The sequence below is a fragment of the Leifsonia poae genome, from assembly GCF_020009625.1.
GTDB lineage: Bacteria > Actinomycetota > Actinomycetes > Actinomycetales > Microbacteriaceae > Leifsonia > Leifsonia poae_A.
The window spans coordinates 1-12,787 of record NZ_JAIHLP010000005.1; the positions used below are offsets into that span (position 1 = coordinate 1).

Annotated in this window: 13 protein-coding genes and 1 pseudogene; 3 read left to right on the top strand and 11 right to left on the bottom strand. The window is 65.6% G+C overall.

The features are described 5' to 3' along the window. Window positions 1-168 precede the first annotated feature (168 nt). The 4 genes and pseudogenes from K5L49_RS19850 to K5L49_RS19865 all read right to left on the bottom strand — a co-directional run. Window positions 169-312: an ABC transporter permease subunit gene (locus K5L49_RS19850; protein WP_223695389.1), complete on the bottom strand. Its 144-nt coding sequence runs from the start codon at window positions 310-312 to the stop codon at window positions 169-171. A 518-nt stretch (window positions 313-830) separates the two neighbouring features. Then, complete coding sequence (locus tag K5L49_RS19855; RefSeq protein WP_223695390.1) at window positions 831-1,001, bottom strand: hypothetical protein; 171 nt, start codon at window positions 999-1,001, stop codon at window positions 831-833. Window positions 1,002-1,902: 901 nt separating this feature from the next. Continuing rightward, complete coding sequence (locus K5L49_RS19860; protein ID WP_223695398.1) at window positions 1,903-2,097, bottom strand: alpha-amylase family glycosyl hydrolase; 195 nt, start codon at window positions 2,095-2,097, stop codon at window positions 1,903-1,905. A gap of 126 nt (window positions 2,098-2,223) precedes the next feature. Then, window positions 2,224-3,840 (bottom strand): annotated as a pseudogene (locus tag K5L49_RS19865) (glycoside hydrolase family 13 protein); the annotation flags it as partial. Between the two features lie 71 nt (window positions 3,841-3,911). Here K5L49_RS19865 and K5L49_RS19870 point away from each other — a divergent pair. After that, a complete protein-coding gene (locus tag K5L49_RS19870) occupies window positions 3,912-4,421 on the top strand; it encodes a hypothetical protein (protein ID WP_223695391.1) in 510 nt (169 codons plus the stop codon). A gap of 232 nt (window positions 4,422-4,653) precedes the next feature. Then, on the top strand, window positions 4,654-5,163 hold the full coding sequence (locus K5L49_RS19875; protein ID WP_223695399.1) for an ROK family protein: 510 nt from the start codon (window positions 4,654-4,656) through the stop codon (window positions 5,161-5,163). 761 nt (window positions 5,164-5,924) lie between these two features. Here the strand turns inward: K5L49_RS19875 and K5L49_RS19880 are convergent. The 7 genes from K5L49_RS19880 to K5L49_RS19905 all read right to left on the bottom strand — a co-directional run bounded on the left by K5L49_RS19880 (window position 5,925) and on the right by K5L49_RS19905 (window position 10,596). Then, on the bottom strand, window positions 5,925-6,743 hold the full coding sequence (locus K5L49_RS19880; RefSeq protein ID WP_223695392.1) for a hypothetical protein: 819 nt from the start codon (window positions 6,741-6,743) through the stop codon (window positions 5,925-5,927). A gap of 1 nt (window position 6,744) precedes the next feature. After that, entirely contained in the window at window positions 6,745-7,062 is a 318-nt protein-coding gene (locus tag K5L49_RS19885) for a PadR family transcriptional regulator (RefSeq protein ID WP_223695393.1), read from the bottom strand. Window positions 7,063-7,149: 87 nt separating this feature from the next. After that, a complete protein-coding gene (locus tag K5L49_RS19890; protein WP_223695355.1) occupies window positions 7,150-7,359 on the bottom strand; it encodes a hypothetical protein in 210 nt (69 codons plus the stop codon). Next, window positions 7,356-7,751 carry a DUF1643 domain-containing protein gene (locus tag K5L49_RS20770; protein WP_374107716.1) on the bottom strand — a complete coding sequence of 132 codons (396 nt, stop codon included), beginning with the start codon at window positions 7,749-7,751 and terminating at the stop codon, window positions 7,356-7,358. Before K5L49_RS20770 ends, K5L49_RS19890 begins: the two co-directional genes overlap by 4 nt. Window positions 7,752-7,757: 6 nt before the next feature. After that, a complete protein-coding gene (locus tag K5L49_RS19895) occupies window positions 7,758-8,129 on the bottom strand; it encodes a hypothetical protein (RefSeq protein WP_223695394.1) in 372 nt (123 codons plus the stop codon). 796 nt (window positions 8,130-8,925) lie between these two features. Beyond that, window positions 8,926-9,090, bottom strand: a complete 165-nt coding sequence (locus K5L49_RS19900; RefSeq protein WP_223695395.1) for a hypothetical protein — start codon at window positions 9,088-9,090, stop codon at window positions 8,926-8,928. Window positions 9,091-9,957: 867 nt separating this feature from the next. Continuing rightward, a complete protein-coding gene (locus K5L49_RS19905; protein WP_223695396.1) occupies window positions 9,958-10,596 on the bottom strand; it encodes a hypothetical protein in 639 nt (212 codons plus the stop codon). 1,976 nt (window positions 10,597-12,572) lie between these two features. Here K5L49_RS19905 and K5L49_RS19910 point away from each other — a divergent pair. Beyond that, on the top strand, window positions 12,573-12,787 hold a 215-nt coding region (locus K5L49_RS19910; RefSeq protein ID WP_223695397.1), incomplete at its 3' end, for a hypothetical protein.

A 12,787-nucleotide genomic window follows, 5' to 3' on the forward strand; every position in this document is an offset into this window, starting at 1 on the left:
CGAGGATGATCGCGAACAGCACCCAGCTCATCGCGGATGCGCCGCCCATGTCTCCGTACGAACGCTTGCTGCACGACCTGCTGGAGGATGACCGTCGTCGAGCCGGCGGGACCCCCGCCGGTCATGATTGTAGACCTGGTCAAAGACCTGGAACCCGCCCGATCAGGCTCAGGACCACCACGAAGAAGATGACGGTGTCAGAAGCGGGAGGGTGATGTAGAAGAGTCGTTTGACGGATCCGGCGCCGTCGAGGCGCGCCGCCTCGTAGAGGTGCGTCGGGATCGATTTGCAGCCGGCCAGCAGGATAAGCATGTTGAAGCCCATGTCCTCCAGACCGACGCGATGATCACAGCGGGCAATCGCCCACACGGGATCCCGTCCACCAGCCGGGGCCGGAGATGCCGACGAGCCGAGGAGGAAGTTTACGATTCCGCCGTCCGGGCTCAGCAGCCACTTCCATAGCAGCGCGACGAACGATCCAACTGGTGACCACCGGCAGGTAGTAGATGGCCGGAAACACCACGGCGTCCGCGGATCTTCGTGTTGAGCAGCAGGGCGAGGACAAGCGCGCCGAGCAGCACGAGCGGCACGTAACCGCAGAGATAGTAGAGCGTGTGTAGGAGCGCCTGACCGAAGTCCGCGTTCGTGAGGACCTTCGCGTAGTTTCTTCAGTCCCACGAACGTGGCGGGACTTAGGAGGTCCCAATTCAGGAGGCTCGTCCACAGCGACGAGATCATGGGGTAAAACCGGAAGGCAATCAGTGGGACGACCGCGGGCCCAATGAAAAGCAGGATTAGTCCGGCCTTGCGCCAGCCTCGGGTGCCGACCATCAGTCGACCTCCCCAATGAGCAACGGGTTCCGTCTGGTAGGCCAGCTCAACGAGAGCCGCCACGTCGAGGACGACGGCCGGTGCCGCGGTGTGCACAGGCCGTTCGCGACGACCACCTCGGCCTCAGCGAGCAGGTCGGTGTACCGGCCGTCGGGAATTCGCACGGGCACGGGACCCCGGTACCGTCCACGTCGAACAGGCCGAGGAGGGTGTGCGTTTCATCGGCCTCGATCGCGCTCCCACGAGACAGCCCGATCCACGGAGCGGACTCGAGCACGTCAAAGCGACGCAACCAACGCGTCTTCTTCTTCGCGCTGATCAATCGTGTGAGCACCGCCGACAGGTCAACTCCGGACCAGTCGACGGGTTCGCGCTCGAAGAGCGAAGGCCTAGCCGCGGGCGGAGGCCTCCTGCCGGCGTACATCAGGAACGGGCCGGGGAGCAGAGCCGTCAAGGCAGTCCAGGCGAAGGCGCGATCGGTGCTGAGGAAGCTTTGCACACGTGCGTTGTCGTGATTCTCGACGCAGCGTAGCTTCATGGCGGTCGGCGGCCGGGTGAGGCCCTGCCACTGGACGAGGTCTACGTACTGTAGCGCGGATGCACGACCGTCTGTCGCGTTGCGCCACAACTGCCACGTGTCGTAGGGGTACTCGATGTCGAACGCCTGGAACACCTCCGCGTCCTCTGGCACGGTGATGCCGGCGCGGCGGCAGAACGCGATCATCCCAGGGTCGACGGTCTCGGCGATCCACAGGGTCCCCGGGTGCCCGCATCTACGACAGCTCGCGCATCCAGCCAAAAGTCGAGCGGGACGAGGGATGCGACGTCGCAGCGGAACCCGTCCACACCCCGAGCCGCCCAAAACAGAAGAACCTCGAGGAGGTGGGCTCGGACAGCTCTGTCGAAGACGAGCTCGGCGACGTCCCCCCACTCGGGGATCGACCCTGTTGGTTCTGCGGCGACGTCGCGCATGACAGCGTCAGGCAGCTCCTGGGCGAGCACGGCGTCCGGTGAGAACGTGATGGAACACGATGTCGAGCACGACGCGCAGGTCCAGCGCGTGCGCGCGGGTCACCACTCGTCGAAGTCGCCGTCGGTGCCCTGCTCCGGGTCGATCCGCCGGTAGTCCTGGATCGCGTAACGGGCTTCCGACTGATCCGATGCGGCGCTCGCGACCGATCGCTGGACCGGGGTGAGATAGAGGATGTCGGCCCCGAGGGCGCTGATGCGCTCGAGCTCTGCCGTGACCCGCCCGGAGGCTTCCATCGGCGGAGAACGCCCGTGGATACACCTGGTAAATCGTGGCCGCCGCGATGTCGGAGTCCGGCGCGATGAATGACGTCTCAGCCATGCTGGTACCAGACGGTGGTGTCGGTTCGAGACGCCGGGACCGTCGGTGGGGACGGAACCGTCGCTGAACAGGTAGACGCGCTCTGCCTCGAGTGTGACGGAGTGAGAGCCGAAGTTGGTCGCGGACGTCCAGCCGTTCGGCCGGCGGAACGCCACGACATCCGGCGCGATGTCGAGCCACTCCAGACGCTCGTCAGTCTGCAGCATTCGCCGACCGGCGAGCGCGTCCTGGTAGAGGGACAGCACCGAACCCGAGCGTCCGCTCTGGGTATCGACCGCGAACTCGGCGAACCAGGCCGGCTGCGGCAGGTGCGCACCACCCGCGCCGAAGCCGAAGGAAGGCCCGTCTGCCGTCCACGGGAGCGGCACGCGGCAGCCGTCCCGGCCGATTTCCTGACTCTCCGGTGCGGAAGAACGTGGGATCCTGGCGGTCGTCGCCGGGGATGTCGGCGACCTCCGGCAGACCGAGCTCCTCACCTTGGTAAGGTACACACTGCCGGGCAGCGCCATCGCCAGCAGGGTGGCGGCGTTAGCGCGGCGCAGGCCCAGGTCGCGGTCCTCCCGCGGTTCCACGCCATGGGAGAGGAGCCACGCGTGGCCCTCGCTGTCTGTGGAGGGGAGGCCGAACCGGGTGGCGTGTCTGACCAATGTCGTGGTTGGAGAACACCCACGTGCTGGAGCTCCCGCTCTGCGCCGAGAGATCGAGGTTCTCCTCCACGATGCGCCGGAACTGCGCGGCGTCCCAGGTGGCCTTGAGGAGGTCGAAGTTGAATGCCTGTCCGAGGCCCTGCTCGGTGGCGTAGCGGATCCGCCGCTCCGCGGGCACCCAGGCCTCCGCGACGGCGGTGAGCGGTGGCGTGTAGCGGTCGAACAGGCGTCGCCACTCCGCATAGATCTCGTGCACTTCGTCGCGGTCCAGATCGGATGCGTCCCGACTGGGAAGTGTGTTGGGTCTTCGAGCTGGACCTGCGTCGGCAGCTCAACTCCCAGCCCCTTGGTCAGAGCGTGGGCGACGTCGACACGGAATCCGTCGACCCCCGCGATCTGCCCAGAACTCAAGGGTGGTCAGAAAGTCTGTCGCACCTCGGGATTCGACCAGTTCCAGTCGGGCTGCTCGCGAGCGAACAGGTGCAGATACCACTGCCCATCCGGCACGCGGGTCCAGGCGGCCCTCCGAAGATCGACGTCCAGTCCGACGGTGGCTCTGAGCCGTCCGGGCCGCGCCCGTCGCGGAAGATGTAGCGGTCGCGGGCGGCGGAACCGGGTACGCTGCGCAGGGCTTCCTGAAACCAAGCGTGCTGATCGGAGCTGTGGTTCGGCACGATGTCGACAATCACCTTGATGTCGACGTCATGGAGGCGGGCGACCAGCGCGTCGAAGTCCGCAAGCGTACCGATGCGCGGGTCGACGTCGCGATAATCCGCGACGTCGTAGCCGCCGTCCGCGAGCTCGGACGGGTAGAACGGGCTCAGCCAGACTGCGTCGATGCCGAGATCGCGCAGGTAGTCGATGCGGGAGATCAGCCCAAGGAAGTCGCCTACTCCGTCGCCGTTACCGTCCGCGAAGCTGCGCGGATACACCTGATACACACGGCTGCCTGCGCCACCACCGGTCGGGAGATTCCACACGGGTGGCGTTCAGAACGCTTTCGGTCACCATTGATCCTTCCGAGAGAGACGATCCAGAATTTATCTAGGTTCTAAATCTAAGACGTGCACTATTGTTGTCACATGTCGAGGGTTTGGGCAAGTCCCGCAGAGAAATCGATTCCAACGCACGCGCTGGTCGCGACGTCAACGAACGTCCTCCGGCGCTCGAACACGCTCGCGCTGCTGAAGATCTTCAGCAGCGCGTCCGCCGGCAAGAGCTTCACAACGTCCGAACTCATCGAGCTCTCCGACCTCACGCGCTCCACCATCCTGGCCGTTTGCGACGATCTGCTGGCTGCGGGTTGGATCGCGGAGTCGGATGCCGGCCCCCGGGTGGAAGGGACCCGCGGCAGGCCCTCCCGCCGCTTCGCCCTGAACCCGGGCGCGGCCCACGTCGTCGGGGTTGATCTCGGCTTCTCATCCGTGACCTGCGTGGTCGCCGACCTGCTCGGCCAGATCGTCGGACGCTCGAGACGAGCCTTTCACTCGCGCCCCGACAGCCCGAGTGGATCATCGATCGGACGGCCGAGACGCAGGCGGCCGTCGACGAATCCCTCCACGACGCCGGAGCTGAAGCCGGGACCGTCCTAGCCGCCACGCTCGCCGTACCCCGCACCCGTCGATCACACCGGTCGGGTGGGCGTCGGCGACGAGTTCTGGGACTGGATCCGGATCGATCCCGACCTGCTGTTCAGCGGCCACCCGGAATGGCCCATCGTCGTAGAAACGACGCCAACCTCGCCGCGCTGGCCGAACGTGAGGCGATGTCCGGCCCGGCGCAGTCGCTCGTCGTCCTCCTCCCGGCGACCGCTTCGGCGCGGGCATCGTCGAGAACGGTGTTCTCCACCGCGGACACCACGGCGGCGGGGGCGAGATGAAATACCTCAGCCTAATCGAGGGCGTCGGCAGCACAGTGGGAATCGGGCGACTGGCTCAGGATTGGGCGCAGGACGCAGTTGGCGACCATCTGCAGACGAAGCTGACGTCCGAGAGCGTCGCCGCCGACGTGTTCCGGCTGGGAGAGGAGGGCGACGACGTGGCTCACGACATCTCCGGCCGCCTCCTCGACCGTCTGGCGCGCGTCATCGCGACCCTCGTCAGCCTCCTCGACCCCGGCCGAATCGTCCTTGGCGGCGGAGTGGCGACGTCGCTCCAGCCACTCATCCCCGAACTCCGCCTGCGCGTCGAGGAGCACACGGCGTTCGCCAGCGAGTTGCTCGCCTCGCCCCTGGCGAGCGACATCGTCATCCAGGGCGCGGTGCACGCGGCGCTCGCCCATGTCTGGGATCATGCTCTGAAGAGTTCCCCCAGCGCTCCCACGGCGATCCGCTAGCCGGTGAGCCCACCGGCTGTCGGCTGATTCGGCATCACCTCATTTCGCGAAGCTCGTCGAGGCCATCCAAGTCTCCTTCGCTGATAATATACCTTATGTCAGTTTGAACATGGCATCCCCGTTAGATGCGAATGCGACACCTAGCCGCGGCTCCCCCGGTGGCCCTTGGGTCGGGCCACCCAAGAGGTCGTGGCTCCTGCCACCACCTCAGTTTTCACTCACAAGTCCTTGTTCTTCTTGCTACGGGATCCGCCTTCGGAGATCTCGCCATTTTCAGAGCGCGCTTCCATGTAACCCCATCGGCATCCCGGAATCGCAGCTCTACCAAGAAGTCCCACGGCTCATGCCCGCGAAGGTCGATTTCACCATCGACTACTTTGGGCCCCCTAGTCCGCTGCGCTTCGCTGTACGGGAGCAGAGCGAAGACCTGCTCGAAATCCAGGTGGCACAACGGCTTGATCCAAGTCCACCACGCCCGGGCAGCTAGTTCGCCGTATCCATTCACCATGAGATATAGATCGTAGATCGGTACGTTGTTGCCGTTTCTGAGCCAAACGTCGTAGTGCTCGGAAGTATCGCCCTCGCCACCCCAAGCGGAGACCTTCGAGGCACCCTGCGCCTACGTTCCTGCGCCCGCCTCAAACCCTGTGCGCGAGCATCTCGCCAGGATAGAGCCGCGTAGATTCCAGCCGTCACTGCCGCGACGACCAACCCAACCGTGGCTATTGCGGTCACCCACGAGGGCACATCCCCCCACATGCTCATGCACGAACCCTATAGTGGCGCGGCCGGATAGAAGAGGTTACAGCGTCAGACGCCACCGAGATACAGTCAGACCTCCGGATTGACCACCGAATAGTCGCGCGATGATCCTGGTAGGAGCCATCAACGGCGAGCGGCACTGTCGATCGCCGAACCTTCCGCGCGATTTGAGGTGTAACCGATTGCCTCCGCCACTCTCGTTCGAAAACACACGCCGCGCTGATGACCTTGTGGCTGAAGACGAACTGCTTGTTGCCGTTCAACCACCTGCACAGAGCCATCTGTGCCGGAGCGCACGCGCACGAAACGCCGGGATACACGGACATGACCAGCACGTCATCATCGTGGCCCATCCTCACGCTCATCAAAGGCTCACCGCTCGGGCCTTCAAAGTCGAGCATCAGGGGAAGTATCGGAAGCGCATCATCGCTGTGCCGATACCGCCGGAGAAACTCGTTCTCCGGAAAGATCGGGTAGATCATGGTTTCCGCATACGACTTAGCAACCTCGGTCCTTCGAGTAAATCGCCCGGCAAACCGCCGATAGCCCAGTTGCCAGAGGCGAGGGGCGAGGCCCTCGCTTAGGGCGCGTTCACACTGCTGAAGCGCCCACACCGGCTGCCTCAGATGCGGGACCGCGTAGAGCTCGGCGATCATCTCATTGCGGCGCGCGTCACCTTTCCGGAAGGCGAGGGAAGCGAGTCTCACAATCCAGCCCGGGGCGATCCCCCAGACGAGGAGCAGAGCCGCCCCCATGCCGACGAGCGGCCACAGCCCCAACAGAGAGGCAAGTTTCGCGAAATCGAAATCTACATTCATGTCATCGCCAGCCTTGCCTGTTGGGGCTTGTCGCCCCCACGCGAGCCTGTGATGCGAGGAATCGACTCTGAGCCGCTCCCAACTCACGAAGGCCCGTATCGGTGATCTCGTAATAGCGGCGGGGAGGGCGGCCGTTAGCTTCGCTGGGATCCTCCCAGCCGTCGGTCAGCCATCCTTCGTCCATCATGCGTCCAAGGATTGGGTAGAGGACGCCTGACCGAACACCGCTGTCCACACTCAACCGGTATCCCCAGTGTCGTTCCTTTGGGGCGTCGAGGAGTGCGGTCGCGACCTTCACGAGAGACGGAGTGATCTTCATGCCCTAACTCTACATAGGTAGAGATAGGGCGTCCAGACCAAATTCCTCCTACTCGATTGGTTGCTCAGCCGGGTACCCGCGCAACGATTACGGCTTGCCTTCGCCGTCCGATTCCCGCTCCGGGATAGCTGGCTCGTCGTACTCACCGTTCGTCAGCCGGCGGTACTCGTCGTCGATCTCCGCGTCGAGCTGGCGAGACTCGCGGATGGCGGCGAACAGATGTTTCTCAAACGACACGAGTTCCTGGTCGCCCACGACCATCTCATCATCGTCATCGAACTCGTCGTCATCACTCATGCCGACATGCTGGTCGCGTGCCACGCCGTCGTCAACAGTTGATTGAGCGTGTTCGCACGCAGAAGCATTTCACAGCCCACGCAGATAGCCGTGAATGTCGAACGGACGCAGTGGCCACGCATAGCTTGCTCGCGAGGGGGCGCGGATGGCCGCTCTTTTAGAGGGTCACCGATAGATCTCCAGTTACAGGACGCGGCTTCTGGGAGGCCCACGATGCCGCGAAGCATGCCGCGCAGGTACGATCGCGCCATAATCGTCTCGCCCCAGGCGGCTAGCAGCTCGAGTCGGCGCCCGCCGATGAACTCGGCAATGTGCCGCTCATTCTCCGCTTTCAGCTCCGGACTGTAGGCGACATGCATGTCACTGGGTTGCGTTGCGCGCTGTTGAAACACGCCCTGTCATTGCTGACTCCCGACATAAGCGCCCGTGGCGTACAGGAAGTCGATGTGTAGATGGTTCCCGGTGTCGTCGATCTGGCCGAAGTTCGTGGTCGCGATCGTCACGCCCGCAGCTGCGCGAAACGTCCTTCTGCCCGACTCGTGAGCCCTTGGCACGATCGGGTCGAGCATCCCGATCAGGCGCAGCGAGTACCCGTCTGCCCCCGTGAGCGGCGTGCCGTTGAGCATGTAGAAGTCGACGGCGTGCCCGCCGCCGTTCTTGTAGTGGGCCGACTCCGTGCCGGCCCCTTCGATCTGGCCGGTGCATCTGCGGTTGATGTCGGAGACGCCCACGGACTGGAAGGTGCGAACAGCGAGCACGATGGTCTGCAAGACACGGTGTCGATTCCGCAATCCGCGACGGTCTTATCCTGAGCAATCCAGCGGATCTCTTTGATGTGATCCGGCACCAGGCCACGCAGCTGGCCGGCGTCCGCCGCTTTCACGAGTTCCTGGGCGAGCCCCACCTGGTCGGCGCCTACGGCGCACCCGGGGTGCCGCCGCCATTACTGCCGAGCGCCTGCACGACCTGCGCGGCCGCGGAGTAGAACTTCGTGTAGTGGTTTGGGTCAGCGTTCACCTGCACGTGTGCGCGGCCAGCGTCGGGTCATGGCCTGCCAGCCGGGCACTTGGATGAGTCGCTGGAAGAACAGCACCGCCGACTTGGTCGGGTCCATCCGATATCCGCGAGGCTCCCCCAGGTGTCGCGCTGCTGAAACAGCCCGCGCGGTCGGGGGCCGGCCTGGTCGCCATGGTCGAGCACCCGCAACCGGATTCGCCCATCGCGGTCATGACGCCGATGACCTGAGCCTGGGCGTCGAGCCCCAGTCCGGTCGCGCGCGTTCATGATCGCCGCGGCGTTCGCGAGCTGGTCGCCTGAGTAGCCGGCGATCGGCCGGCTGCTGATCGCGATGGTCGCGACGACCTCGCCGCCGCCGCATCCGCTGGCTTGCGCGCCGGACATGAACACACCACCGCCGAACATCACCAGAACGGTGATGCGGCAGCCGCGATGCCCTTCCAGCCCATCACGCGCTCCGCAGCACCGAGGCGGCGGCACCCTCCATGCCCTCGTCGGGTGTTGGTGATCTGCGTCTCCCACTCCGAGCGGATGTGCCGCACGAGCGTTTCAACGTGCGTTGCCGTACTTGAAGTAGTGGTGGCCGTCGCTCAGCTGCGTAATGTCGTGCGCCCGCTCGGGAGAGAAGTTGAAGGTCTGCTGGCCACCACAGCGCATCCTCGTGCCGGCTCTGCCGTAGACGTAGACCGACTGGGCCTCCTGCACCATCGCCATACCGGGTGAGTTGGCAGGAATATCGGTGCCCTTGTGGAAGGCGAAACACGTTGGAGAGCCGAGGCCACGGGAGAGCTTCTGATTCGCCTCTCGCGAGCGATGCGGAGGGGCCGGCAGCGATGTGCCAGCCTTCCTCGTAGACGCACGTCGTGTGCCAGCCGCGGTCGTTGCGGAGTCGACCGAGCAGCCACATGTGCCCGATCGCCATGACGATCGGCACGGAAGGGCCGTCATCGGCAGCTGCGAAATGTCCCAGCTGGTGAGCTTGTGCGCCAGGTCGACCACCTTGGACGTTTCGCCGTCGAGCAGGCCGGCATAGTCGTCCAAGAAGCGTGTTGAGGTGAACTGCACCGAGAGGCCGGCCTGGTGCAGCTTGTCCGCGCGCCTGCGGCGAATGCTGCGCGTAGTCGCTGTCCGCGGTCGTCGACGCGAGCGCCGGCAGCACGTCGGCCAGGGTCGGCACCCGTCCGTCCTCGAACCGGGCGAGCGTGATCCGCAGGGCCGAGCGGAGCGCTTCTTCTTCCTCGTTGAGCGGGTGTCGTTGCGAGCGAGGCGCGTGACGACTTTCAGCAGCCGCATTTGCCCGATGCTCCGGGCCGTGGCTGATCATGGGGTCCAGCAGATTCAGCCGGGTGCCGGTGCCGTCGTCGGTGAACTTGATGGGCTCGGGCTCTCGAACGCGCGCGCGAGCTCGGAGTATTCGCCCTCCCCTGCTCGGTCCCTTTTGTCGAACACGGTGGCGCGCCGCTTGCCATGATGAGGGCCGGGCGACGAGCGCGGTCTTGATGAAGCTCGACTACGGAGCCGACGTCGCCCATCACGACGACGTTCGGGCTCGACACCAACATGCGGCGCGAGTTTAGGCGGTCACCGGTCGTGCGCGATTGACGTCTTCGAGAGCACGTCGCGGCCGGTGACAATGCCGCCTGGTGCCGGTGGTGCGCCGATAACGGCGGAGTTGAGGACTTCGCCTGCCGGGTGGTCGACGGCGCACCGCGCAGCGCGGGGCGTAGAAGCCGCGACCGGCGCGGCCGCTGCGCGCGCGCAGCTGCGTGCCGGGGACGTTCCACGGCAGCAGCTCGTCCTGCCCTCGGTGCGTCCGCTCTCGTCGACCTGTACTTCCTCGGGCGGGGCGAACTTCCGCAGAACCGGCAGCGACCACATACCGCTCTTGGTGCTCTCGGCCTTGTGCTCGCTCATAGCGCCTCCTTGTTGGTCTTGCCGGCCAGCTTCCGTACACGCGTTGGTGACAGAGGGCTTCTCGGTCTGGATACCTCGGCCGATCGGCCACGTCGTGCCGGACGCCGCCGATTGAAGCTGTCCTGCCAGTCCAGTGGCCTCGACGCCGAGCCCGTTCTCGCAGACTTCCTCTAGCTGACGAGACGCGATTTGCAGCCGGTCGCGGCTTGTCTCGGTGATCGTGACGTAGCCGATCCAGCTGTCCCCGTGGTGGCGGGAGCCATACCCAAGATCGGCGTTCCGCAGCTGCGCGGCGGTCTTGTTCACGTGGTTTCGTCGTTCGCGAGGCGGCCCTTTTCGGCCGTCGTTCATTCTGCGCGGCTTGGTCGCGCACCAGGTCGCGCCGGGCCGCAGCGCGTGCCTCGGATGCGGGGATTAGCTGGTGATGGAACGACACCGTAACGGAGGAAGTGCAGCTCCGACCCCAATCAGCAGGTCGAGCATCCACAGCTGCGACCGTTTGCCTTACGGCGAGGTTCTCGGCCTTGATCGCGCGGCGGTGCGGTGCCACCACTCGACCTCTGCGCCCGTCTCGGGGGTTGGTGGCCGTGACGATGTGTGCGAGTAATTCGTCGTGGGACGCGACGGCCAGCTTGCCCGGGTCGTCGACAGGCTGGTCGATCGGGTGAAACGGGTTCTGGCCGTGAACGACGTGCGCTCCGGTTCTGCCGTGCGGTGAGCACGCAACGTCTCCCAAACGTGCCGCGCGGAGGCGCGCTCTGCGGACTCGATTTCGCCGGTGCATCAGTGCGCGCCAACCGTCGCGGCCCTCCCCATATCCACGGGCGACGTCGACGAATTCGGCGTCGATTGGCCAGCACGCCGTGATCGGTGCCGCTGCACCATTGCGTCCCGGCGGCGTGTGGCACCATCCCGTACGAGAGCACGGCGGTGGTTGGTCGGGATCGTCGGGTCAAGGCTAACCTCCGCCCACGCCGCGTTGAATGCTTTCGGGCGGCAGCACTCGCGTGGTCACCCTGCACGCGACGCAGCAGGCTCGACGTGCTGCGCGCGATGCCAGGAACTCCCCGAAAGCCTCGGCCGCTCGACGAGGCGACCCGAGTGGGCTCCGCACCGCGCAGCTGCCCGGTGACGGTGAACACGACCGATAGATAGGGCTTCTCCCCATCGGGGCGTGCCAGGCGATTCCCGGCTCGCGCCGGCCCATCTGAAGCCATCCCATTCCGTCCGCACCGTCCGGCATGGTCCGCATCGCCGCAAGCTCGCGTGCGGCCGTCCACCGGGTCCTCCTTGCCGCGTCTTGTCCTGGCTTGAGCTGGGTCAGCTGGTCCCACTGTGCGACGTCGAACGGCGTGTAGCGGTCGATGCCGGCGCGGCGCGCGGTCCCTTCCAGCGCACCCGACGTTCGCGCGGTCGAGGATCGACCCGCGGTGAGTGCGTGCTGTGACCAGGAACACCAGCAGCGCGGCGATGACGGCAACGACGACGGCGGGTGCACCAAAGAACGGTGCGCCGACGACCAGGCCGACTCCACACAGGGCAAGCAGGATGTTGCGCGGGCCTTTGCCGGACCCGCCGAAGAATGATCGGTGGCCGGCTTCGCCGCCCAGCTGCCTCTCTACCATCCGTGTTCTGCGCTGCGTTGCTCACTGTGCCCCCTTCGTCCGAATTGCAGCCGCCTCAGCGGCCATAGCGCCCGCCTCCTGGGCCTTTTCGACACAGCCGCCTGCCCGGCTGCCACACGCGCGGCCGCAAATGAGCGTAGGAACGCAATCGCGGCACCGACGCCAGTAGCGGACTCGCCGCGCCCGCGGCCGCCAGCCTGCAGCTCCGGCACCAGCTGCGCCGGCCCCCGTGCCCGCGCGGCTGCGCCCGCTTCGGCTCCTGCGCCGGCTGCCCGTCCGGCGCTCTTGCCCGCTTTCGCTCCGCTCCGGCGAAGTCGCCAGTCCCCCGCTCCCCTTCACGCTGGGTGCGTCCTCGACTGGCGATGGGGCGTTGCCAGAGTCAGTCGGCTTGCCACCCTGTCGGGCTTCTGGTGCGTACTTCTGCGTGGCGTCCTGCATATTGCCCGAGCCCCATCGCCCCGGCTGCATGCTCGGCCCGTTACTTCCGCCGAAGGAGGCCGGGATGACCGGCGCGAACTTCATCAGAAGCGCCGGACTGAGAGTCGCAATGAGCATTGCGAGAATGCCGGAAATGAGCACGCGAGGCGCTGCACGTTCAGGTGATCGCCGAACGTCTCGACGCGCGCGGCCCCGATCCAGTGGAACGTGACGCCGAGCATGAAGAACAGCAGCGGGGTGCGCAAGCATCACGCCGATAAAACAGGCCACGAGTCGCCAGCCGGTCTTGCGGCGCTGCGGATCGATGATCCAGACATAGCCGAGCGGGACAGCACACCGGCGAAGTACAGGACGACGAGAAGCACGAGCATGACGGCGATCGCCATAAGAAGCGCGATCCACGCGCAGAACATCAGAAACGCCGCGACCGGTGC

Coding starts and splice junctions, on each gene's coding strand:
- K5L49_RS19890 (WP_223695355.1), bottom strand. CDS start 7,359: ATGAGTGATGACGACGAGTTCGATGACGATGATGAGATGGTCGTGGGC.
- K5L49_RS19870 (WP_223695391.1), top strand. CDS start 3,912: ATGTCGAGGGTTTGGGCAAGTCCCGCAGAGAAATCGATTCCAACGCAC.
- K5L49_RS19885 (WP_223695393.1), bottom strand. CDS start 7,062: ATGAAGATCACTCCGTCTCTCGTGAAGGTCGCGACCGCACTCCTCGAC.
- K5L49_RS19860 (WP_223695398.1), bottom strand. CDS start 2,097: ATGGAAGCCTCCGGGCGGGTCACGGCAGAGCTCGAGCGCATCAGCGCC.
- K5L49_RS19850 (WP_223695389.1), bottom strand. CDS start 312: ATGCTTATCCTGCTGGCCGGCTGCAAATCGATCCCGACGCACCTCTAC.
- K5L49_RS19900 (WP_223695395.1), bottom strand. CDS start 9,090: ATGGCGATGGTGCAGGAGGCCCAGTCGGTCTACGTCTACGGCAGAGCC.
- K5L49_RS19880 (WP_223695392.1), bottom strand. CDS start 6,743: ATGAATGTAGATTTCGATTTCGCGAAACTTGCCTCTCTGTTGGGGCTG.